Raw genomic sequence first — 19,608 nt, forward strand, 5'->3', positions numbered from 1 at the left:
TGGCGCTACGGATCGAACCTATCGGCGTCGCTTCCCCGCACGGGAGCGCCCCTGTCCCCCGCTGCGTTCCCGCTTTGCCGGCGCCTTGCGCGATGCCCGTTCCTGGTCGGTGCGGGAGCTGTTGGCCGTGCGCCCGCGCACGATCCCGATGAACTCCTGGATCAGCGGGTCCTCGTTGTCGGTGCGCCAGGCCAGGACCATGGGCACTGGCTCCGCGTCGTCCACCGGTGTGTACGCGAGGTCGCGCCGGCTAGCCGACCGGGCCACCGACATCGGCACCAGCAGCACGGCCCCCCCGTTGACGCGGTCGATCGCCACCGCGTCCACGTCGGTCAGCACCGTCTCGTCGGACAGCTCGGCCTCCGCGATGGTGTCGAACGCGGCGATCGGGTGGTCCTTGCTGACCCAGGCGACCATCACCTCGTCATACAGCGGAATGGCGTGCAGGCCGTCGGTGTCGAAGGGCAGGCGTACGCAGCACATGTCCACCTCGCCCGCGCCGAGCGCGCGCCGGGCGCCGGACTGGTCGACCTCGACGACGTCGAGTCCGGCGGTCAGGCGCTCGCGCCACCGCGTACGCCACTTGGTCAGGGTGGCGCCGGGGACGTGGCCGACGCGCAGGACGGGCCGGGGCGGGGAGTCAGTCACGCCTGCACGGTAGCGCGGACGACTACGATGCGGGGGTGAGCCAAACCATGAAGCCCGTGACCGCCGCCCAGAAGCTGGGAGTCCTGCTGACGGCGACGCCGGAGAGCTTCCAGTCCACCCCCATCACCCGGCAGGAGCTCGACGACCTGCGGGCCGACCCGCCGGAGTGGCTCGTCGACCTGCGTCGCAACGGGCCGTTCCCGCGCGACGTGACCGCGGCGAAGCTCGGGGTGTCGAACTCGGGCCTCGCCCGCGGCGGCATCACCGAGCCGCTGAACGCCGACCAGATCGGCGAACTGATCGCCGACCCGCCGCAGTGGCTGGTGACCGAGCGCGAGACGCACCGCAAGGTGATCGCCGAGAACGAGCGGCTGAGGGACCGCGACTGACGTCGGGCGGCCGCGCTCAAGCTCGTGGGTCCTTGCTCAACGACTCACGTGCAGAGCGACCGAGCCGAGTTCCAGCCGCGTCATTGTGATGAGTCGCACCAGATCTGAAGGAGCACCCCGATCAGTGCCGGGGGTGTTTCACGTAATCCCCCGGTCGGGGCTGCATCGACGCCGAATAGGGATACCCCGCGTCCCAGGGGAAGGCGCCGTTCACGTCCCACGTGAGCTGGTATGCCGGGACCGAGGATTTTCGAGGCCGTCGGTAGTGATGGTTGGCCACGTAAAGCGCGTCTTTCGGGTTGGGGAACTCCTCCACCAGGAACCGGGGTCCACCATTGGGCGCGTGGACGACCTCGCCCGCAGTCAGGTCGTCGCCGCCTCGGATCCGGTCGAAGAACCAGTTGAGGGTCCCGCCCGCCGAGAGGTGGTCAAGCCCGAACACGATCAGTTCGGGGTGGCTGAGTCCGAACAGGCCGACGGTGTAGGAGAAGGACGACCCATGTTCGTCGCCATGAACCGACTGGACGCAGCATCCGTGATGGCGGACGATCGTCGCGACCCTCCGCTCCTGCTGGTCGTTCCACGCGGTGATGTGTGCTGAGCTGCTGGATGTGGTCATGGCGATGACGCTACGAGGAGCCTCTGACGATTCCGCCGGCCGGAACCGCGGCGTCCCTGTGCGATAGTTGCCAGATGGTCGGTGTCCTGCTCGCCGTGACGTTCGCCTGCGGGCTCGTGATCGCGGCCGCCCACGTCATCAATCGCCGCTTCATCGCCCCCGCGTACGACGTGATCGCCAACCTGCTGGCATTCGTCTGCGCGACCACGGCGTCGAGCATCATGCATGAGTGGGTGTCGGCCGGGTTCGCGGCCTTCGCGGTGGGGTGCTGGCTGGTGCTCGCCCGCCGGACGGTCAAGGCCTATCGCGCCGGAGAGACGCCAACGGGCCAAGTGCTCGACTGAGTAGTTCGCAGCGATAGATGGTTGCACCGTGCCGTGAGTACGCGGCAGCGTGCAAACACGTGATGGATTCAGCGTTGCGGCGGAGAAGCTAGACGTCCAGCAGCAGCGCGAGCGTCTCCCGAATCTCGGCCAGCACCACCGGTCCCACATTCCCGGATCGATTGCGGATCCGAGCCATGGCCACCGAGCGCACGTGTTGGCACTGCGCCGACGAGGGCGAGACGAGCCCGTTCTCCTCGTCGGGATCGAGCACCACCTCGACCGTGCGGTGACGAAGGGTGCGGGTCAACGGCACGACCTGCACGACGTTCGGCCGTCCCGCGAGAATCCTCCCTGCCGTCACCACGACTCCCGGTCGACGAAGCCCGGCTTCGCTGCCGAGAGGCACTCCCACGTCGATTTCGACGACATCACCTGGCGTCAGCATCGAGCCACGCAGTCTCGTCCTTGGTGACCTCCGCCTGAAGATCCCGCGCCATGGCGTCCTGTCGGAGCGCGCGAAGGGCGTTGTTCACCGTCTGATCGATCGTCTCGTGTCGCTCAGCCGCCAATCGGGTGACGCGAGCATGGGTTTCCCTGCTGATACGGATCGTTGTCGTCTCGGCCATGGACCAAGGCTATGCCGTGTAGATCAATGAGTCTACAACGGTCGCCGCGGCCAGCGCGTCCACCGCACCCGAGGAGCAGTGGGCATGATGGGCCACGTGACCCTGCCCCACCCGCACCTGATCATCCTGCGCTGCGTCGCCACGCTCGCGCTGAGCGCCGTCATCGGACAGGCGGGTTGGGCCGCGGCGTTCCTCGGCGGCGAGCCGCGCTACCGCGCGTACCACTCGGTGGGCGCCATGGTGACCGTCGCCGTCTGCGTCCTCGCGGCCATCGCGTACGCGGTCCTGCGCCGCTCGGGCGGGCCGGTGAACCTCGGATTGTCGCTGGTGTTGGCTGCGGCGACGGTCGTGCAGTACGCCCTGGGCGAGGCCGGGGAGACGGCGGTGCACATCTTTCTCGGCGTACTCATCGCCATGGTGGCGACGGCGCTGACCTCGTGGACATACCGGCACCCCGGACCGTCCGGAGAACACTGATCCGGGTCGATCCCCGCCGTCCTTCGCGCACGCATTTCCGCCGAGAACGGACCATCCTCGTGGTACCAAAGAAGTGGACCAGCCGGGGGCGGGACCGTCACCTTCACGAGGGAGCGACGCGCGACGGGCGGGGCAGAGCACGCCCTTGTGGCTACCGCTACTGGTGGCCTGCATCGGAGTGACCACCACCATCTTGACCGTCTGGGATGAGGGCCGACAGGTCGCCCAGGTCCTCCCCGTCCTGTGGGTACTGCCGGCGATATGGGCAGTGGGGGCGACCTCTGGATTTGCCGTGATCGACTTTGCCGGTGGCATCACCACCAAGGTGAACACCGCCTTGGCCAAGCGACTGCGTTCCGGCCCGTTCTGCACGGTCCTGGTGGGCCTGACGTTCCTCCGGCCCGTCGTCGCTGTTGCTGCCTTTGCCGTGTTGGCGGGGGTCAGGCCCGGCTTCGACAGGGAAGACCATGTGACGCCGGAGTTCGTCATCAGCGCCATCCTGATGATCGAGATGGTGGTCGCCGTCCCGACCCTTCTGGTCATGCTGGGACTGGCCATCGCCGGACGCTGGCGAACCGCACCGGTGATGCTGACCTTCTCCGCCGGGCTGGCCTTCAGCCTCGCGGCGGGTTTGATCGTGGCCTCGATGGGCGGATACGACCTGAGTGATCTGTGGGGCACGGGACTGCAGGCCGCCGGCCCGCTTCCACCGATGCTGTTGTTCATCGTGATGTTCGCGCTATCCCTGTTCAGCCTGGGCTCCCGTTTCGCGTCGCGCTCGTCGTCCTCGCTCCCCCGACCCGCCAGAGTGCTGCTTGCCCTGGGGCTGGCTGTGCAGATGCTCAGCTTCAGCTTCTGGTTCGTGGTCGAGGAACTCAAGGACCACGGCGACGTGCTGTTGGAGAAGCTGCAGTCATTGCTGTTCAGCGCCAGCATCCTGTGGCTGGGTCTGCCCTACCTCGTCTTCCTGGTGATCAAGCGCCGGCACATGTTGATCGGCGACGCGCCGGCACGCTTGGCGCAACGTTCGAGATGGCCCTGGCTCGACCGTCAGGACACCATGCGCCCGACCTGGATCATCTCCGGCGTCGGCTGTGTCGTGCTGGTCGTGACCTTCATCCTGGCGTCACTGGATTGATCAGGGATCGCGAAGGGTGACACCCCCGGGCCACCCTCGACTCGATGCGCGATGTCACAGATACCGGTCGAAGTCCATCCGCTGGTGCAGGATCCGGACCACCTCGATATGACTTGCGCGCCACAGATAGAAGACGACATGACTGCCAATCGCATAGCTCCGATACCCCTCGCGAACGTCCTCCCGGAAGCGCCCGCGGTCAGGGTCATCCGCCACGCGCTCGACGGCCGCCTGGATCTCGCGAATGTACTTCTCCGCCTGGCTGATTCCCCAGCGCTCTTCGGTGAAGTCCCAGATCGAGGACAGATCCCGACGCGCGGCCGGAGTTAACCAGTACTGGCTCACGAGGTCTTCGAGGCCACGAAGGAGTCGAAGTCAAAGGCCTCGGCCTCGCCGCTCGCCTCACCCGTGAGGAGCGCCGCCCGCAGGGCCTCCAGGTGGACCTCCCTCTCCTCCAGCAGGCGCAGGCCGGCGCGGACGACCTCACTCGCCGACCGGTAACGACCGGCATCGACTTGGTCAGCAAGGAAGCTGGCGAAGTGATCATCAAGGCTGATCGAGGTGTTCGAGGGCATGCGGCAAGATTACCAAGGAATGGTAAATGGCAGATGCTGTTGAGGCCGTCGGATCTACAGGTCGATGTGCATGTCGAAGTTCGGAATCTTCACGCCCTGGACCATGTTGTTCGGGTTCTCGGCGTCGACAACGAAGCCGAACTTCTCGAACGCAGGCCGCGCCGCCCGGCTGGCATGGGTCTCCACACGACGGACGCCGGTGTCTTGAGCCCGCGCGAGCACAGCCTCGACAAGGGCGCGAGCCACACCACGACCGCCGTGATCGGGATGGACGAAGAGCATGTCCAGCAATCCGTCGGCAGCGAGGTCGGAGAAGCCCACCACGCGGCCGTCCGATTCGGCCACGACCGTCCACGCCGCAGAACGCGGGGCATCCCATGCAGACAGATCGGCCCCACCCGAAGCCCAGGCGGCGATCTGCTCCGGCTCGTAGAACGCCGCCGCAGCGCGACGGATGGCCTGCTCGAAGACGTCGAGAGTCGCCAGAGCGTCCTCGCTGCGATACGGGCGGATCACCGCTTCGCCACCTTTGAGTCCGCCATCGGTCTCAATGCCTCCAAGGCGTGCCATCAAGCCTGCGCAGAGAACACCTCGCGATGACGGCATCCTCAGGCGACTCACCCTCGGCGATCGATCCAGCCGGCACCTGCACACCGGTGATCTCCATCGGAAAATCGTCATGTGTGAAGACGAGCAACTTCTTTCGATGAACGACGTACGCGACCACCTTCTTGACGGAACGCCTCACCCATGTCGTCTTCCGGATGCAATCGAGTGCACCCTCAACCGACGACCTGACTGTCGATCACCGCAACGTCGATGCGCCCGGCCTCTCGGTCAAGAACCTCGGCAAGGTCCGCCTCCTGACGAATGCGCCAGCCGCGTGGATAGAAGCACTCGTACACGAACGAGGTCACTTCGCTTTCCAGCGCCGAGAAGACGGGCTCCCAAGAACGCAGCGACAGAGCCAGCAGAGTCCCCTTGTCCTCATTCTGGTAGGGGCGGACCTCAGTCACGAGGCTGCCTGGATCGGCGAGATCGCCGCGACCTGCTCCGCGACTCGGTCCTCCGCGAGCTCCAATTCGTAGCGCGACTGCAAGTTGAGCCAGAACTGAGGCTCCACCGCGAAGTAGCGGCCCAACCGCAGCGCCGTGTCAGCCGTGATCGCCCGCTTGCCGTGCACGATCTCGTTGATGCGGCGAGGCGGCACGCCGATGGACACGGCGAGCTTGTGCTGGGTGATACCGAACCCCTCGATGAAGTCCTCCATAAGGATCTCGCCAGGATGAATCGGCGGGTAGAGCTTCTCGGTCATGGTGCACCTCAGTGGTAGTCCTCGATGATCACGTTCTCTGGGCCCGCGTCGGTCCACACGAAGCAGATACGCCATTGGTCGTTGACCCGGATGCTGTGTTGGCCTTTCCGGTCACCCTTCAACGCTTCGAGCCGGTTTCCTGGCGGAACCCGAAGCGAGTTGAGCGAGGTCGCAGCATCCAGTTGGCGCAGTTTCCTGTTCGTCGCCTTGTGGATCCGTGGATCGATTCTTCGCGCCGATTCACGAAGCCAGACCAGCTCCGTGTCACGGTCGCTGAAGGATCGAATCACGCGTCCAGCGTCTCATCCATAACGCGGTGCGTCAATAACGTTACGTGTTAAACCTGAACTCCACCGAGTTCCGATGGATAGAACGATGACGGGTTCTCACTTCCGTTCTGAAGCGCCCTGGGTTTCGTCTCGGCCTACTTCCTCAAGGAGGATCGGATCATTCTCCAGAAGTCACCCCCCAGTTCAAGGGTTGTGCCCTGCAGCTCATCGAGGATGAGGATCCGGGTCGAGCAGTGCTCGGCCCGGTCGCCTGCACCGCGGCGGGCGAGGCCCTAGGCGGCGTCTCGCCCTACACTCATGACCACTACGTAGCGCCCGTTGCGCCCTGGCCACAGAACGAACCCCAGGGCGCTTCAATGGACACGTCAAGAGCCTGCACTGGCATGCAGTTCTTGACACCTGAACCCGGACTCCCAGTATCATACATTTATCATTTCCTAGAACGAGAGTGCGGCGAACCATGGCAAGGACCCCAGGCGCTAGGAACCGGACACCTCGTGAGCTGCGCGCCGAGGCGAAGCGGCTCAACGAGAAGGCCAACTATCTGGAGAAGTTGGCGAAATTGAAGAAGTCCAAGGAGAAGAAGTCGTAGCAGTGGCGGCTAGAGGGGGTCCCCGCAACTAAGGCAGGTAGCCTCGCCCTCCTCGTAGATCATCCCGCAGCAGTAGGTAGGGCCACCGCTGACCTCGAAGCATGCCTCGTGCCACTGCTGCCCGTTGAAATCGAAGTCCTCATCTATCACTGGTTCACCGCAACCGGGACAGATCTCTGCCGTCGGACACGTGCGAGAGTTGTGACCGTCGAGACCGCACACCCTGCAAGCCATGTCTAGAGCATAGTTGGCCGTGCGCACTCAGGCGCTGGATCGGCGATTCTCTTGGCGAGACGCCTGGGCCGGGTATCGCACTCGATCATCGCCTTGGCTGCATTCCCCAACCATTATGTTGCGTGCCGGAATTCCACCACGTTCCGTAGCCGAATAACCTTTGACGTCCATTGGCTCCATGAGTGCTGAGCCTCGGCGGGCCGCCGTCTACCTGCGGATCTCTCAGGATCGCGAGAACCGTCGCCTGGGTGTGGACCGCCACAGGGAGGACGCCGAGGCGCTCATCAAGGCTAGAGGATGGACTCCAGCAGGGGTCTACGAGGACAACGACATCTCCGGCAGTGGAGTTCTCCGATGGCGCCATCGCCCCCGCCCTGCTGGGCGAGGACCTGACCGTGGGGCCCTACACGACCGTGGCGGGCACGCGCCTGCCGGCCGCGCGGTGGGCAATCGCGGCGGCGCCGGCCGGTGCCAGCGGCGGCCCGAACGGCCCGAACGGCTTCCGGGTCACCGGGCGGCGCCCGCCCCCGCCACCACGAGGTCGATGAGCCGGCGGAGCACCAGATCGACGTCCTCGCCGTCGATGCGCCCCTGCCGGGAGCGGTTGAGCTCGGCGAGCACCCCGGTGACGATGAGCCGGGCGCCGGTTGCCGCAGCCGCGCCGGGGGCGCCGGCCCGGTCGTGGCGCAGGCGCGCGGCGATCTGCTCCTCGAGCCCCTCGACGCGGCCGAGGACCCGCTGGCGGTGCGGCATATCCGCACCGAAGAGGATCTCGCGGGCGACCCACGTCGTGGGCTCGGGCCAGCGGCGCATCGCGGCGACGAACGGCGAGATAAGGGCCGCGATCTGGGCCGCGCGCTCCCCCGCCGCCGGCGCGGAGCGCGGCGGGGCCGTGTTCGCCTGCTCGTGGGCGTCCCAGAGCGCCTCGGCGACCATCATGAGCAGCTCCGCCTTCGTGGCCGCGTACTGGAAGACGGTCCCCTGCGCCACATCCGCGGCGCGCGCGACCTCGCTCATCGAGGTCCGCTCGAACCCGCGCTCCTCGAACAGCGCGCGCGCCGCGGCGAGGATGCGGGCGCGCTTGTCCGCCTTCGCCCGCTCGCGCCTGCCCGGCGCCGCCGCTTGCCCGTGCCGCATGGCATCTTGAGTCCTCATACCGCGATTGTAGTCGACTCATTATTGAGTACACTCAATTACGAGGCCGGATGACCGCCGTCCGGCACGCGCCGGGAAGGACGGACCATGGAACACACGGCAGGCAACTACGAGGCATTCGCGCGCCCCCGCCCCGCGCGGCACGCCCAGGAGACGAAGGCCTACATCGTCGGCAGCGGGCTGGCCGGGCTCGCGGCGGCCGTCTTCCTCATCCGCGACGCCGGGGTCCCCGGCGCCAACGTCACGATCCTCGAGAAGGGCGGGATAGCCGGCGGTGCGCTCGACGGCCTCGACGTCCCGGAGAAGGGCTTCGTCATCCGCGGCGGCCGGGAGCTGGAGAACCACATGGAGTGCCTGTGGGACATGATGCGCTCCATCCCCTCCCTGGAGCTCGAGGACGCCTCCGTGCTCGACGAGTTCTACTGGCTCAACAAGGACGACCCCAACTACCGCTGCGCCGCGCCACCGTGCGCCGGGGCGAGGACGCCGGCCACGAGGGCCGCTTCGACCTGCCGAAGCGGGCGCAGAAGGACCTGTTGAAGATCTTCCTCGCCGAGCGCTCCGAGATGGAGGGCAAGCGCATCGACGAGGTGATGGGCCGCGAGTTCCTCGACTCGCCGTTCTGGATGTACTGGCGGACGCTGTTCGCCTTCGAGGAGTGGCACTCCGCGCTCGAGTTCAAGCTCTACCTCCACCGCTTCATCCACCACCTCGGCGGGCTGCCCGACTTCACGGCGCTGAAGTTCACGAAGTACAACCAGTACGAGTCCTTCGTCCTGCCGCTCATGCACTACCTCACCGAGCACGGCGTCGTCTTCCGCTCCGGCACCGAGGTCCTCGATGTGGACTTCGCCCACCGCAACGGCGAGATCCGCGCCACCGCGATCCGCTGCCGCCGCGACGGCGCCGAGGAGACCATCGAGCTCGGCGCGCACGACCTCGCGCTCATGACGATCGGCTCGCTCGTGGACAACTCCGATGACGGCGACCACCACACGCCCGCCGCCCTCAACGAGGGCCCGGCCCCGGCCTGGGACCTGTGGAAGCGCATCGCGAAGAAGGACACGGCGTTCGGGCGCCCGGAGGTCTTCTGCTCCTCGATCGAGGAGACGAAGTGGGAATCGGCCACCGTCACGACGCTTGATGAGCGCATCCCCGCCTACATCGAGCGCATCGCCCAGCGCGATCCGTTCAGCGGCCGCGTGGTCACCGGCGGCATCGTCACTGCCGAGGACTCCTCCTGGCTGCTGAGTTGGACGGTCAATCGCCAGCCGCACTTCAAGAAGCAGCCGAAGGATCAGATCGTCGTCTGGGTCTACGGACTGTTCGTCGACGTCGACGGCGACTACGTGAAGAAGCCCCTGGCGCAGTGCACCGGCGAGGAGATCACCCAGGAGTGGCTCTACCACCTGGGCGTGCCCGTCGAGGAGATCCCCGAGCTCGCGGCGACCGGCGCCCGGTGCGTGCCGGTCATGATGCCCTACGTGACGAGCTTCTTCATGCCCCGCCGCGCGGGTGACCGGCCGCAGGTCGTGCCGGAGGGAGCGGCGAACTTCGCGTTCCTCGGGCAGTTCGCGGAGACCGGCCGCGACACGATCTTCACGACCGAGTACTCGGTGCGCACCGGCATGGAGGCCGTCTACGAACTCCTCGACGTGGAGCGCGGCGTGCCGGAGACCTGGGGCTCCACGTACGATGTGCGCGACCTGCTCGAGGCCTCGTCGCGCATGCGCGACGGCAAGAAGGTGGAGATGCCCGGCCCGGCCGCGCTGCGCGGCTACCTGCGCGGCAGGCTCGAGCACGGGGAGATCGGCCAGCTCCTCGAGGAGCACGGCCTCATCTGAGCCCCGCCCACCGCGGGTGCGCCTCGGGCCGGTCCCGAGGCGCGCCTGGGCTGGTCTCATATCGCCCACCGCTCCCCTCGGCTCCGAATCCCGCCTGCCCGCCGCCTGGCGGCCCTGGCGCCGGCCCCCGCCGCTGCCCGGCGATGCCGAGTCCGCGGGCCTGGTGCGCCTGCTCATCGTGGGCATCAACCCGAGCCCGCCTTCATGACCGTGGGAGGTCCTCGTCGAGCGGACGGATCCGTGGGTTGGACGTACGAGGCGGCTCCCAGCCCTGCTGCTCGTGAACGCTGAGGGTCATGCTCGTGGCGTGCACGGTGAGCTCGCTGAGCTCCGGTCCGTCATGACCCTTTGACCGGAGGTAGCGGAGGTTTTGGCCGAGCACCTGCGCCCAGGACATGAGAGGTTCGAGGCTCTTCAGTCGCCGGTCGATCGAGTCGTCCGGCCTCGCCTGCTCCATGACTAGCCGGCCGAAGGTAGCGCCGAGGGTCCGCTCGGAGTCGAGCCATAGATCGAGACCTTTCCACTCGTCGCCGAGCTTTTCGACGAGCTCCATCATCGCGATGCGAGGATTTGTCAGGCGATCGTTGATTGGCTCAGCTGCGGGATCGAAGCCGACGAGGCGCTGCACCGCCTCCTGGAGCTTGGACCAGCACGCATCGGCAGCCGCACGCCGAGACTCCTCAAGCGCTTCCTTGGCGCGAGCATTCGCCAACCAGGTGCCGAGCCCGGCAACGACAAGTGAGAGGCAGGAGATTACGAAGGCGGCAACGTCCATGCGGGCATCTTCCGATCGACCGCACAGCAGCATCGCGAAGCGCTACGTTGCGGGAAGGGGACTGTTATGCGGTCAGGTATCTGCAAGGGACAACGCGGCACGAATCCCATCGGCAGTGGGCTCCCTTACGAGCGGGTAGAACCTATTCCAGCAGCGTGCCTGCGAGAAGAGGTAGGCAATCGCGCGGCGCTAGACCTCGCTCTCCTGCTCCAACTGGCGGTTCCGGCGGTGGAGATCCCATAGCCCGGAGGATTCCTCACGAGTAGCTCCGGAACGGTGGTCGCCGTCGATGTCGGCCTGACGGAACGACTTGTGGATCGTCGTCCCGTGGATGCCGGAGTCCTTAATGATCTGAGCGAGGGAAACGCCGTCTTCACGGGGCCGAACCACGCGCACGACGCACTCGCGGAACTCACTCGGGTAGGGAGCAGCCGTGGCGCGCATCCTTCTTGGCCTCCCAACGGGCAAGCCAGATTGGATGTCACCCATTTGGGCGGCAGTCCCGATGCCTTCACACAGGAATGTTGTTGGCTGGCGCTTCAGTTCGTCTGTACAACAGGCCGTTCACGACCTGTCGCGGACGCCAGAGATTATACGGCGAAACGAAATTCAACCGCGTTCCGGCACATAGGACCATCTGACTCAGGTCACACTCTCGGTGCCCGGAGCGATCACCTCGAGGCCCACGGAGAGGGCTGCCTCGGCGAGCCTGCGGTCGTAGGTGAGGATCGCTGAGACATCGAGCCGGATAGCCGCCTCCAGGTGCAGAGCGTCGAGGGTGCGCAGGTAGGGCATGGGCAGGAAGCCGGCGCTGCGGTAGACGGCCCGGTCGAGAGCCGCCATCGCAACGCCGTCGAGGAGACGACTGACGTCCGCCTGGTCGATCCCCTCGCGAACCGCGACACGGCGCAGCTCAGTCTCGAGAAGATCACTGGAGACCAACACGGCCGGTTCCTGATCCAGCCAGTCCACGAGAGCCGAGCTCTCAGGCTGATCGACCAGCAACGCGCCCAGAGCCGAAGTGTCAACGTAGACGACAGGAGTCGAGGTCACCAACGGTCTCCACGAAGGTCGTCGAGGGCCTCCGCAAGGCTCCGCCCGGCGGGGGGGCGACGATCGGCAGCCAGTGCCGCCCATCCACCTTGCCGCCGTGCCGGACGAGCGATCGGCAACGGAGGTGCCGGGGCGTCCAGCGGAACAATCCGCCCCACGGGTACCCCGCTGTTGGTCAACACGAAGGAGCGCCCTTCACTCACGGCACGGAGCACACGACCGGACTCATTGCGCAGCTCACGCTGCGAGAGACTCTCGCTCTGCGACTCAACGCTCATGAGAACATGGTAGCACCCGTGCTACGTTCGGGCTGCGGCGAATCCGCAGCCGAACTACTGACTTACAGCAGATCTCGTGGGCCACGGCTTCCGCACCCCTTCGAGATGGGCGAAGTCCGCGCCGAAGTCCTCGTCCGGCCGAAAGGATCCGGCAGCATGGCCCATCAGGAGCTTCGGGTAGTAGGTCCATGAGAACCACGGGACCGACGTCGAGGGGCCCAGGGTGCGGTCGAGGGCTACACCTCCAGCGGTCAGCGCGACGCCGAGTATCCGCCGCCGCACAGGGCAAGAACGGATAATGACCGTTGCCACCATCATGTAGCCGTACTGGGCCACCGCCCAGGCGAGTGCGTGCTCGCGAGCACCGAGGCGGCGGTCGACCCACGCCACCAGGACGGGGTGCGCATGTAAAGCGGCGAAGGCCAGGTGCTCGCGATCGCCCTGGCCCGCCCGCTCATACCAGCGGACGCAGGCGCGGGTGTTGTTGACATAGGCCCCGCCGACCAGATCGGCAGCCATGACGGCCACCAGCCCCACGGTGCCGAGCCCGCCCCCACGGCGTCGCGCCCAGAGGCCGGCAGCCACGGCTCCGGCGATGGCCGAGCCGATCGCAAGCGCATTATTGAAACGCGTCGCCTCCGGCCCCACGAAGCGCGCCCACTGCCGTCCGATGCGGCTCACCGGCGACACGACGACGCGCCGGCTGCCGGGCGTCGCGTAGCCACACGTGGCCGCCGTGCCGGCCACTCAGGCCACCTGCAGGGGTTTGATCGCCTCGATCTGCTCAGCCACACGGTCCTCGGCGAGATCAAGGTCGTAGCACGCCTGGAGGTTGAGCCAGAACTGCGCCGTCGTGCCGAAGTACTTCGCGAGCCGCAAAGCGGTGTCCGCCGTGATCGCGCGCTTGCCGTGGACGATCTCGTTGATGCGCCGGGGCGGAACCCCGATCGAGACGGCCAGCTTGTTCTGGGTGATGCCGAAGCCCTCGATGAAGTCCTCCATGAGCACCTCACCCGAGTGAATCGGCGCGATCTTGTCAGTGGTAGTCAACGATCTCCACCTCCTCCGGTCCGGCATCGGTCTCGCGCGTTGCAGATCCGCCACTGGTCGTTGATCCTGATGCTGTGCTGGCCGGCCCGATCGCCTTTGAGCGCTTCGAGCCGGTTGCCGGGCGGGATACGAAGATCGTCGAGCGACTCCGCAGCCCCCACCTGACGAAGCTCGCGCAAGGCGACTCGATGGATCCTCGGATCGATCGACCGCACACGCTCACGACGCCACAGCCGCTCGGTGTCCTTGTCTCCGAACGACCTGATCACGAGACGAGTGTATGACGATGCGCGTCAATACCGCTAGACGTTAAACCTAAACTCCACCGCCTTCCGGCACATACCAACCTGTGGCAGTCAGAGGGTCACGCGTGGGTGGCATTGATCTTTCTCGCCAGCGCCTCAAAATTGGCCAACGTAGCGTCGGAGAGCTTCTCGACACGAGCGGGGTCACGCAGGAGGACTTCGGCCGGACGCCAGTGGTCGAACCTCGGCTCGCCGGAGTTCTCCAAGCGCTTCAAGATGCGCTCATGGTGGTTGGACAAGTCCTTGGCCTTGAGCTTCTTGCCGAACGCCGCGTTGTAGAGCGCGATGTAGTCGTCGACGGAGAAGAGGTCCTCGATGTCGGCGTGCTTCTGCTCGAGGACAGAGCTGACGAGAACGATGCGTTCGCTGTCAATCTTGTTCGCGTTCATGGCGGCTTCGACCTTTCCGCCGCCCTCTGTCCCGGAGTCGAGCAGCACAGTGACCGACACTTTGCGTCCGAGAAGAGAGACGAACGCTGGCACGTTGGATGATCCGCCTGCCGGCAAGATGCGCCATCGCTCGTCCACGCCCTCGCGTCCGAGATCGCGCAGCCGACGACTGACCAGGTCCAGGAACGCCAGATCAGACGGTCCCTCGACAAGTAGGTTCCGTTCACCAATGAAGAGGTTCTGCGTCAGGTCGTAGCCGAGGGCCGCCTGGAGAGGGAACGCACTGTCGTCCCCGACTTCCAGAGCCTCCGACGTAGTCACGGAGCCGACGTCCTCGCCGCGGTCCTCGACAACGCGAACTCGCTCAATCTGGTCGACCATGAACGGCGAGTGAGTGGTGTAGAGCACTTGGCCTGCCGGCGCGAGTCGCTCGTTGATGAAGCGCAGGAAGTCGCGCTGGGCCTTTGCGTGCAACGTGAGACCCGGCTCGTCGAGCAGGATGACCACGTTGCTCTCACGGGTCTCGAACTCGCTGAACGCGGCAAGGAACGAGAAGAACCACCGGTAGCCCGAGGAGCGGCGCGAAAAGTTGTTGGTGAAGTCGTGCTTCCGATCCTCGACACGGAAGTTCAGGTACCGCACGACGCTGTGCTGACCATGCTGATTAGAGACCGTCTCCGGCTCGGTCATAATCTTGATGCGCAGCTCCGGGTTCGTGCTCCAGTACTCCTTCATCTCCCGGGAGAGGTCATTGGAGACCGACTCGAGCTCTGCCGTGCTCGACTCGAAGTTCGAGTCGGTCATGGCGTTCACGTCGGTGTTCGCGAGCTTCAGCAGCGCGCGAGCGGTCTGCCTCGGCGAGGCCCCCGGATGCTCATCCGACTGCGTCTTCAGCTCAGCAACGTCTACCCGACCCTCGAGGCTCTGGTAGTCGGTGAACAGGAAGAACTTCGGCAGCCGCGACCAGATCGCAGATTCGGCCACCGAACCAGGACTTCCACCAGCGCCGAGGGAATCAGCGATGCGATCAAGCACCTCGCCGGTGGGCGTGCCGGGAACTTCCTTAGCCGGGCTTGGTTCGTCCTCTGAAGCTTCGGCGGCGGCTGTGGCGGCGGCGGCCGCAGCCGCCTCCTCCTTGACGAGAGCCGTGAGAGCCGTCTTCAGTGACGCGACCGTCTCATGTGCCTCGGCAAGAGCCGCGGCATCGCGATGCCCATCGAGCACATTGCGCACGAAACGGCGTTCATCAACCTCGACCCTCACCCAATGACTGTCGTTGTAGCGTCGGCCGACCTGAACTGTCCCGGGTGTAACGACGCCCTCCCCGAGGGCCTCCTCCAACGCTTCGAGGTCCTCCTGGTCTAACTCAAAGGTCGCGTCGATCGGCGACATCGCCTGCAGGTCTTCGTTGCGGCTGTCGCGGCTGCGTCGCCAGCGCGGGTAGTCGTCGAGCTCGACGAACTTGTCGCCGTAGACCGGATTGAGCCGATAGAGGGCGTCGAGCATCGTCGACTTGCCCGACTCATTCATGCCGACCAGGGTGGTGACGTCGCCTTCCACCAGCACTTCGCCCGAGTCCAGCACGTTCCTGTACCGGGACACCCGGAACGATTTCAGCTTCACTATGCGACCTCTTTCTCACGTCTGTGTGAACGCTCCTGAGCCTACTTGGCTGCACCGTCACTCGTGCCCGCAACGGACTTTTGCGCCGCCTCCGATAGGACGCTCCCCTGGCTCCGCGACATGCGAGCGCCACGGCAAATGCCATCGCCTCTATTTTTCCGCGCGAAACACCCCGGCCCGGACAGCCTCAACAAACACTCGGGCGGCTGCCTCTCGGGCTCGATTATGCAAGTCGTCCGATTTATCCGCATCCGCGAGATCGCAGACACTCTTGATCACGGTCGCAGGGGTCTTCCTAGTCTCCGCTGCCCGAATCACTCCGTAAGATTCCATATCGATGGCAGCAAGCTTGCGGTGGATATCGACAAGAGCATCACGACCGGAGCCGTCGGCGATCACCTTTTCTCCGCAAGCCATCAGCTCTCCGTCCGCGAGGATACTTAGGCCATCGAGATTCTTGGCCAGGACGGAGATCCGGTTGCGAGCATCAGTGTCGCATTGATGACTAGCATGTCCGCTCTTCACCCCATCGGGAGTGGTCTTGCCAGGTTCGTAGTAGATGACAGACTGCGGAATGACGACATCAAGGAGGTTGCTCCGTCCAGGAATCCCTCCGCAGATACCGACGAGGACGACATGTGACGGCTTGCTGCGTCGCATCGCATCCGCGGTTTTCAGTGCAGCCCCGACCGAACCCATCTCGTGTAGATTCAGCACACGCATCTTCCACGGTGAGCCCTTGTCGTCAAGAAGCACCGTGAGTAACGAGGGCTCGGTTGTCTCCACGTCCAGCGCCGTGAGCACGGCGTCGTATTCTTCGGTGAGCGCAGTGACCACCAGGAGGTCAGCACGCTCTGCCGGCACAGCATCCTCGAGTTCGTACAGGGGCACGAGCGTAGCGGCAGGATTCCGTTCAGCCAGAACAGTCTGCTGACGAAACACATTAGCGTCTGTCCGCCAGTCGCCGTCTTGCATTAGGCAGACAGCGCCGAGTTTGGCTACGAGGTCATCGTTCGTGTCGGCGCGGAGCTCAGATTCGTTGACGAGGCTCCTCGCCCGCCCATTGTCTAGTTCAAAGACGTCCAGATACGGTTCAAGATTCCAAATTGCGTCCATTTCAGCTTGGGAAGCGCGTCGCGGAAGCTCCACGAGGAGATCGATGTCGGAGCGGTTCTAAGACCACGTGACGGCGTCACCCTACGGGCTAGGCTCGTACGGGTCGTCGTGGACTAGTGCCAACCTGGTGTGGCACAGCAGCCAGAGGTTAAAGCGCGAAACGGAACTCCACCACGTCCCCGTCCTGCATGACGTAGTCCTTGCCCTCCAGCCGCACCTTGCCCGCCGCCTTCGCCGCCTGCTCCGATCCCGCCGCGACGAGGTCGTCGAAACTCACGATCTGGGCCTTGATGAAGCCCTTCTCGAAGTCGGTGTGGATGACGCCCGCCGCCTGCGGCGCCGTCGCGCCCTTGGGGATCGTCCACGCACGGGCCTCCTTCGGCCCGGCCGTCAGATAACTCTGCAGACCCAGCGTGCGATAGCCCACGTGGGCCAACACGTCGAGGCCAGGCTCGTCGATGCCCATGTCCGCAAGGAATTCCCGCGCCTCGTCGGGTTCCATCTCGGCCAGCTCCGACTCGATCTTCGCGTCGAGGAAGATCGCCTCGGCCGGCGCGACGAGCGCCCGCATGCGGTCCTTCAACTCCTCGTTCGCCAGCTCGTCCTGGTCGCAGTTGAACACATAGATGAACGGCTTCGCGGTCAGCAGGAACAGCTCGCGCAGCGGCTCGCGGTCGAGGCCGGCCGCGTACACGCCCTTGCCGGTGTAGAGAACGTCGAGCGCCTGCTTCCACGCCTCGTACTTCGGCTGCGCGTCCTTCTTGATGCGCGCTTCCTTCTCCAAGCGCGGCAGCGCCTTCTCGAGCGTCTGCACGTCGGCGAGGATCAGCTCGGTCGTGATGGTGTCGATGTCGTTGCCGGGGTCGACCTTGCCGTCGACGTGGGTGACGTCGGCGTCCTCGAACACGCGCGTGACCTGGCAGATCGCGTCGGCCTCGCGGATGTTGGCGAGGAACGCGTTGCCCATGCCCTCACCCTGTGACGCGCCCTTGACGATGCCGGCGATGTCGACGAACGACACCGTCGCCGGCAGCTCCACCGCCGAGCCATAGATCTCGGCCAGCTTCGCGAGCCGCGGCTCCGGCACGCCGACGACGCCGACGTTCGGCTCGATCGTCGCGAACGGATAGTTCGCAGCGAGCACGTCGTTGCGCGTCAGCGCGTTGAACAGGGTCGACTTGCCGGCGTTGGGGAGGCCGACGATTCCGATGGTGAGTGCCACGTCGGCCCACTCTATAGGCTTCGACTCGCTTCGCTCGCTCAGCCAACGTGCAGGGTCGCTTCGCTCGCTCAGCCAACGTGCAGGGTCGCTTCGCTCGCTCAGCCAACGTGCAGGGTCGCTTCGCTCGCTCAGCCAACGTGCAGGGTCGCTTCGCTCACTCAGCCAACGTGCAGGGTCGCTTCGCTCACTCAGCCAACGTGCAGGGTCGCTTCGCTCACTCAGCCAACGTGCAGGGTCGCTTCGCTCACTCAGCCAACGTGCAGGGTCGCTTCGCTCGCTCAGCCAACGGGAAGCTCGTCACACCTTCTTCTGCCAGCAGCCCTCGAGTGCGCGTACCTCGAACCCCATCGCCACGTTCACCGCGAGCATCCACTGGTTCTCGTCCGCGTTCCACGTGTGGACCCTCTGTACGCCGGGGCGCGCCGCCCGCAGCTGGTCGAGGTTCGCCAGCTTCACGAGCATGCCGAGCCGATGGCCGCGATGGTCGCCGTGCACGACGGTGTCGCCCTGATAGGCCACCTCGAGGTTGTCCGGCGGCAGGTCCAGCAGCGTGTACGCCACCACGTCCCCCTCGAATAGGGCAGCCGTCCACAGCATCGTGCGGTCCCGTTCGGCGCTCACCCGGTCGTGCTCGCGGACGCGGTCGGCGTCCCAGTTCTCCATCTCGAAGGCCATCTCACCCATCGGCGCGTCAATCGACATGCGCGCCCGCATGACAGCCATCGAGTCGAGCAGGTGTTCGGGCGTCGCGCCCTCCCAGCTCACGACCTCATACCCGGCGGCCTTGTCCTCGGCCTCGCGCCGCAGCCCCGTGACGTCGCGCTCCGCGTGCACCTCCAGCACGCTGTTGCGTTCCACCTGCTCCAACCGCCACCCGTTCGCCAACATCGACGCGTGCTGGGGGGTGTTCGGGATGGTCCCCGAACCGGTCGCCGCCTCAAGCGGCTCCCCCTTGGCGTCCTGGGGCGATCCGGTCCAGGCCATCCAGACCGTACGCCCGGCCTCGCGCAGCATCGGCTCGGCCGCCTCGATCAACCCGCCGAACACCGCCGGGGCGTCCGCCTCCGGGTCGATGACCATGTCGAGCTCGGCGGTCGTGACGTTGTCCTTGTCCGGCATCACGATGTGCACCGCACCGAGCGCCCGGTCGCCGTCCACGGCGACGTAGTAGGCGTGCGGCTTCACCGGCGTCGACAGGTTCCTGGCCACGACCTCGGGCGTGGAACAGAAGTCCTCGTGACCGTAGTCGTGGCGCGACTGCCGGCGGTTCAGGTCGCAGGCCGCGACGAGATCGGGGTTGGGCTGGCCGTCGACCAACCAGTCGGTGACGCGGCGTACGGAAAGTTCTCCAGAGGCGGGGTTCATGGGCACCACTCTTCCGCCACCACACGCCTCCCGCCACCGAATATATTTCGGTCAACTGCCCCAAATCACGCGTACGCTGGGCTCGTGTTCGAAACCACCGGGCGGCCCGTGTCGCGCCGCGATCTCATCGCGGGCCTGGCCGCGACGGTGCTCACCGGCTGCGCGCCCGTCCCCGCGAGTGGATCGAGCACACCGCCCACTCCA

The 19,608-nt window shown here is 65.8% G+C and carries 26 protein-coding genes and 1 pseudogene; 6 read left to right on the forward strand and 21 right to left on the reverse strand.

Going from position 1 to position 19,608, the window contains the following annotated elements; genetic code table 11:
- Positions 1 to 18: 18 nt before the first annotated feature.
- Complete coding sequence (locus tag ACYVAG_RS02035) at positions 19 to 648, reverse strand: LysR substrate-binding domain-containing protein (protein WP_460765803.1); 630 nt, start codon at positions 646 to 648, stop codon at positions 19 to 21.
- A 35-nt stretch (positions 649 to 683) separates the two neighbouring features.
- Here ACYVAG_RS02035 and ACYVAG_RS02040 point away from each other — a divergent pair, with 35 nt between their 5' ends.
- Positions 684 to 1,037, forward strand: coding sequence for a DUF5997 family protein (locus ACYVAG_RS02040; protein WP_460765805.1), 354 nt, complete (start codon positions 684 to 686; stop codon positions 1,035 to 1,037).
- A 121-nt stretch (positions 1,038 to 1,158) separates the two neighbouring features.
- Here the strand turns inward: ACYVAG_RS02040 and ACYVAG_RS02045 are convergent, their stop codons facing one another.
- The gene (locus ACYVAG_RS02045) at positions 1,159 to 1,656 is read right to left on the reverse strand and encodes a DUF4262 domain-containing protein (RefSeq protein WP_460765808.1); all 498 of its coding nucleotides are present in this window, start codon (positions 1,654 to 1,656) and stop codon (positions 1,159 to 1,161) included.
- A gap of 74 nt (positions 1,657 to 1,730) precedes the next feature.
- Here ACYVAG_RS02045 and ACYVAG_RS02050 point away from each other — a divergent pair, with 74 nt between their 5' ends.
- The gene (locus ACYVAG_RS02050; RefSeq protein ID WP_460765810.1) at positions 1,731 to 2,000 is read left to right on the forward strand and encodes a hypothetical protein; all 270 of its coding nucleotides are present in this window, start codon (positions 1,731 to 1,733) and stop codon (positions 1,998 to 2,000) included.
- Positions 2,001 to 2,088: 88 nt separating this feature from the next.
- Here ACYVAG_RS02050 and ACYVAG_RS02055 read toward each other — a convergent pair whose 3' ends face one another.
- Positions 2,089 to 2,427, reverse strand: a complete 339-nt coding sequence (locus tag ACYVAG_RS02055) for a type II toxin-antitoxin system PemK/MazF family toxin (protein WP_460765813.1) — start codon at positions 2,425 to 2,427, stop codon at positions 2,089 to 2,091.
- On the reverse strand, positions 2,411 to 2,608 hold the full coding sequence (locus ACYVAG_RS02060; RefSeq protein WP_460765815.1) for a hypothetical protein: 198 nt from the start codon (positions 2,606 to 2,608) through the stop codon (positions 2,411 to 2,413). The genes ACYVAG_RS02055 and ACYVAG_RS02060 overlap by 17 nt, the downstream gene beginning before the upstream one ends.
- Before the next feature lie 96 nt (positions 2,609 to 2,704).
- Here ACYVAG_RS02060 and ACYVAG_RS02065 point away from each other — a divergent pair, with 96 nt between their 5' ends.
- A complete protein-coding gene (locus ACYVAG_RS02065) occupies positions 2,705 to 3,085 on the forward strand; it encodes a hypothetical protein (protein WP_460765817.1) in 381 nt (126 codons plus the stop codon).
- A gap of 178 nt (positions 3,086 to 3,263) precedes the next feature.
- Positions 3,264 to 4,223, forward strand: a complete 960-nt coding sequence (locus ACYVAG_RS02070) for a hypothetical protein (protein WP_460765820.1) — start codon at positions 3,264 to 3,266, stop codon at positions 4,221 to 4,223.
- 54 nt (positions 4,224 to 4,277) lie between these two features.
- On the opposite strand, the gene ACYVAG_RS02075 is transcribed toward ACYVAG_RS02070, so the two are convergent.
- The 6 genes from ACYVAG_RS02075 to ACYVAG_RS02100 all read right to left on the reverse strand — a co-directional run bounded on the left by ACYVAG_RS02075 (position 4,278) and on the right by ACYVAG_RS02100 (position 6,403).
- Entirely contained in the window at positions 4,278 to 4,568 is a 291-nt protein-coding gene (locus ACYVAG_RS02075) for a type II toxin-antitoxin system RelE/ParE family toxin (protein WP_460765822.1), read from the reverse strand.
- Entirely contained in the window at positions 4,565 to 4,798 is a 234-nt protein-coding gene (locus ACYVAG_RS02080) for a type II toxin-antitoxin system ParD family antitoxin (protein ID WP_460765825.1), read from the reverse strand. Before ACYVAG_RS02080 ends, ACYVAG_RS02075 begins: the two co-directional genes overlap by 4 nt.
- Positions 4,799 to 4,852: 54 nt before the next feature.
- Positions 4,853 to 5,368 carry a GNAT family N-acetyltransferase gene (locus ACYVAG_RS02085; protein ID WP_460765828.1) on the reverse strand — a complete coding sequence of 172 codons (516 nt, stop codon included), beginning with the start codon at positions 5,366 to 5,368 and terminating at the stop codon, positions 4,853 to 4,855.
- Between the two features lie 212 nt (positions 5,369 to 5,580).
- Positions 5,581 to 5,814: a hypothetical protein gene (locus tag ACYVAG_RS02090; protein ID WP_460765831.1), complete on the reverse strand. Its 234-nt coding sequence runs from the start codon at positions 5,812 to 5,814 to the stop codon at positions 5,581 to 5,583.
- Positions 5,811 to 6,113: a HigA family addiction module antitoxin gene (locus ACYVAG_RS02095; RefSeq protein WP_460765834.1), complete on the reverse strand. Its 303-nt coding sequence runs from the start codon at positions 6,111 to 6,113 to the stop codon at positions 5,811 to 5,813. The genes ACYVAG_RS02090 and ACYVAG_RS02095 overlap by 4 nt, the downstream gene beginning before the upstream one ends.
- Before the next feature lie 8 nt (positions 6,114 to 6,121).
- Positions 6,122 to 6,403, reverse strand: a complete 282-nt coding sequence (locus ACYVAG_RS02100; protein ID WP_460765837.1) for a type II toxin-antitoxin system RelE/ParE family toxin — start codon at positions 6,401 to 6,403, stop codon at positions 6,122 to 6,124.
- A 460-nt stretch (positions 6,404 to 6,863) separates the two neighbouring features.
- On the opposite strand from ACYVAG_RS02100, the gene ACYVAG_RS02105 reads away from it, so the two are divergent.
- The gene (locus ACYVAG_RS02105; RefSeq protein ID WP_460765840.1) at positions 6,864 to 6,995 is read left to right on the forward strand and encodes a hypothetical protein; all 132 of its coding nucleotides are present in this window, start codon (positions 6,864 to 6,866) and stop codon (positions 6,993 to 6,995) included.
- 741 nt (positions 6,996 to 7,736) lie between these two features.
- On the opposite strand, the gene ACYVAG_RS02110 is transcribed toward ACYVAG_RS02105, so the two are convergent.
- Entirely contained in the window at positions 7,737 to 8,384 is a 648-nt protein-coding gene (locus ACYVAG_RS02110; RefSeq protein ID WP_460765842.1) for a TetR/AcrR family transcriptional regulator, read from the reverse strand.
- 116 nt (positions 8,385 to 8,500) lie between these two features.
- On the opposite strand from ACYVAG_RS02110, the pseudogene ACYVAG_RS02115 reads away from it, so the two are divergent.
- Positions 8,501 to 10,228: pseudogene (locus tag ACYVAG_RS02115) on the forward strand (oleate hydratase); the annotation flags it as partial.
- Positions 10,229 to 10,430: 202 nt separating this feature from the next.
- On the opposite strand, the gene ACYVAG_RS02120 reads toward ACYVAG_RS02115, so the two are convergent.
- The 10 genes from ACYVAG_RS02120 to ACYVAG_RS02165 form a co-directional block, all read right to left on the reverse strand.
- The gene (locus ACYVAG_RS02120) at positions 10,431 to 11,003 is read right to left on the reverse strand and encodes a hypothetical protein (RefSeq protein ID WP_460765845.1); all 573 of its coding nucleotides are present in this window, start codon (positions 11,001 to 11,003) and stop codon (positions 10,431 to 10,433) included.
- Positions 11,004 to 11,645: 642 nt separating this feature from the next.
- Positions 11,646 to 12,056, reverse strand: a complete 411-nt coding sequence (locus ACYVAG_RS02125) for a type II toxin-antitoxin system VapC family toxin (protein WP_068494595.1) — start codon at positions 12,054 to 12,056, stop codon at positions 11,646 to 11,648.
- Entirely contained in the window at positions 12,053 to 12,334 is a 282-nt protein-coding gene (locus ACYVAG_RS02130) for a type II toxin-antitoxin system prevent-host-death family antitoxin (RefSeq protein WP_082805748.1), read from the reverse strand. The genes ACYVAG_RS02125 and ACYVAG_RS02130 overlap by 4 nt, the downstream gene beginning before the upstream one ends.
- Before the next feature lie 54 nt (positions 12,335 to 12,388).
- Positions 12,389 to 13,081 (reverse strand): hypothetical protein, encoded by a 693-nt coding sequence (locus ACYVAG_RS02135; protein ID WP_460765849.1) that lies wholly within the window; start codon positions 13,079 to 13,081, stop codon positions 12,389 to 12,391.
- Positions 13,082 to 13,411, reverse strand: a complete 330-nt coding sequence (locus tag ACYVAG_RS02140) for a HigA family addiction module antitoxin (RefSeq protein ID WP_460765852.1) — start codon at positions 13,409 to 13,411, stop codon at positions 13,082 to 13,084.
- Entirely contained in the window at positions 13,381 to 13,653 is a 273-nt protein-coding gene (locus tag ACYVAG_RS02145) for a type II toxin-antitoxin system RelE/ParE family toxin (RefSeq protein WP_460765855.1), read from the reverse strand. Before ACYVAG_RS02145 ends, ACYVAG_RS02140 begins: the two co-directional genes overlap by 31 nt.
- 95 nt (positions 13,654 to 13,748) lie before the next feature.
- The gene (locus tag ACYVAG_RS02150; RefSeq protein WP_460765857.1) at positions 13,749 to 15,701 is read right to left on the reverse strand and encodes an AAA family ATPase; all 1,953 of its coding nucleotides are present in this window, start codon (positions 15,699 to 15,701) and stop codon (positions 13,749 to 13,751) included.
- Positions 15,702 to 15,851: 150 nt separating this feature from the next.
- Entirely contained in the window at positions 15,852 to 16,850 is a 999-nt protein-coding gene (locus tag ACYVAG_RS02155; protein ID WP_460765860.1) for a 5'-methylthioadenosine/S-adenosylhomocysteine nucleosidase family protein, read from the reverse strand.
- A gap of 115 nt (positions 16,851 to 16,965) precedes the next feature.
- On the reverse strand, positions 16,966 to 18,039 hold the full coding sequence (gene ychF / locus ACYVAG_RS02160; RefSeq protein ID WP_460765863.1) for a redox-regulated ATPase YchF: 1,074 nt from the start codon (positions 18,037 to 18,039) through the stop codon (positions 16,966 to 16,968).
- A 297-nt stretch (positions 18,040 to 18,336) separates the two neighbouring features.
- On the reverse strand, positions 18,337 to 19,404 hold the full coding sequence (locus ACYVAG_RS02165) for a GNAT family protein (RefSeq protein ID WP_460765866.1): 1,068 nt from the start codon (positions 19,402 to 19,404) through the stop codon (positions 18,337 to 18,339).
- Positions 19,405 to 19,608: the final 204 nt, after the last annotated feature.

Source organism: Mariniluteicoccus flavus (genome assembly GCF_054776655.1).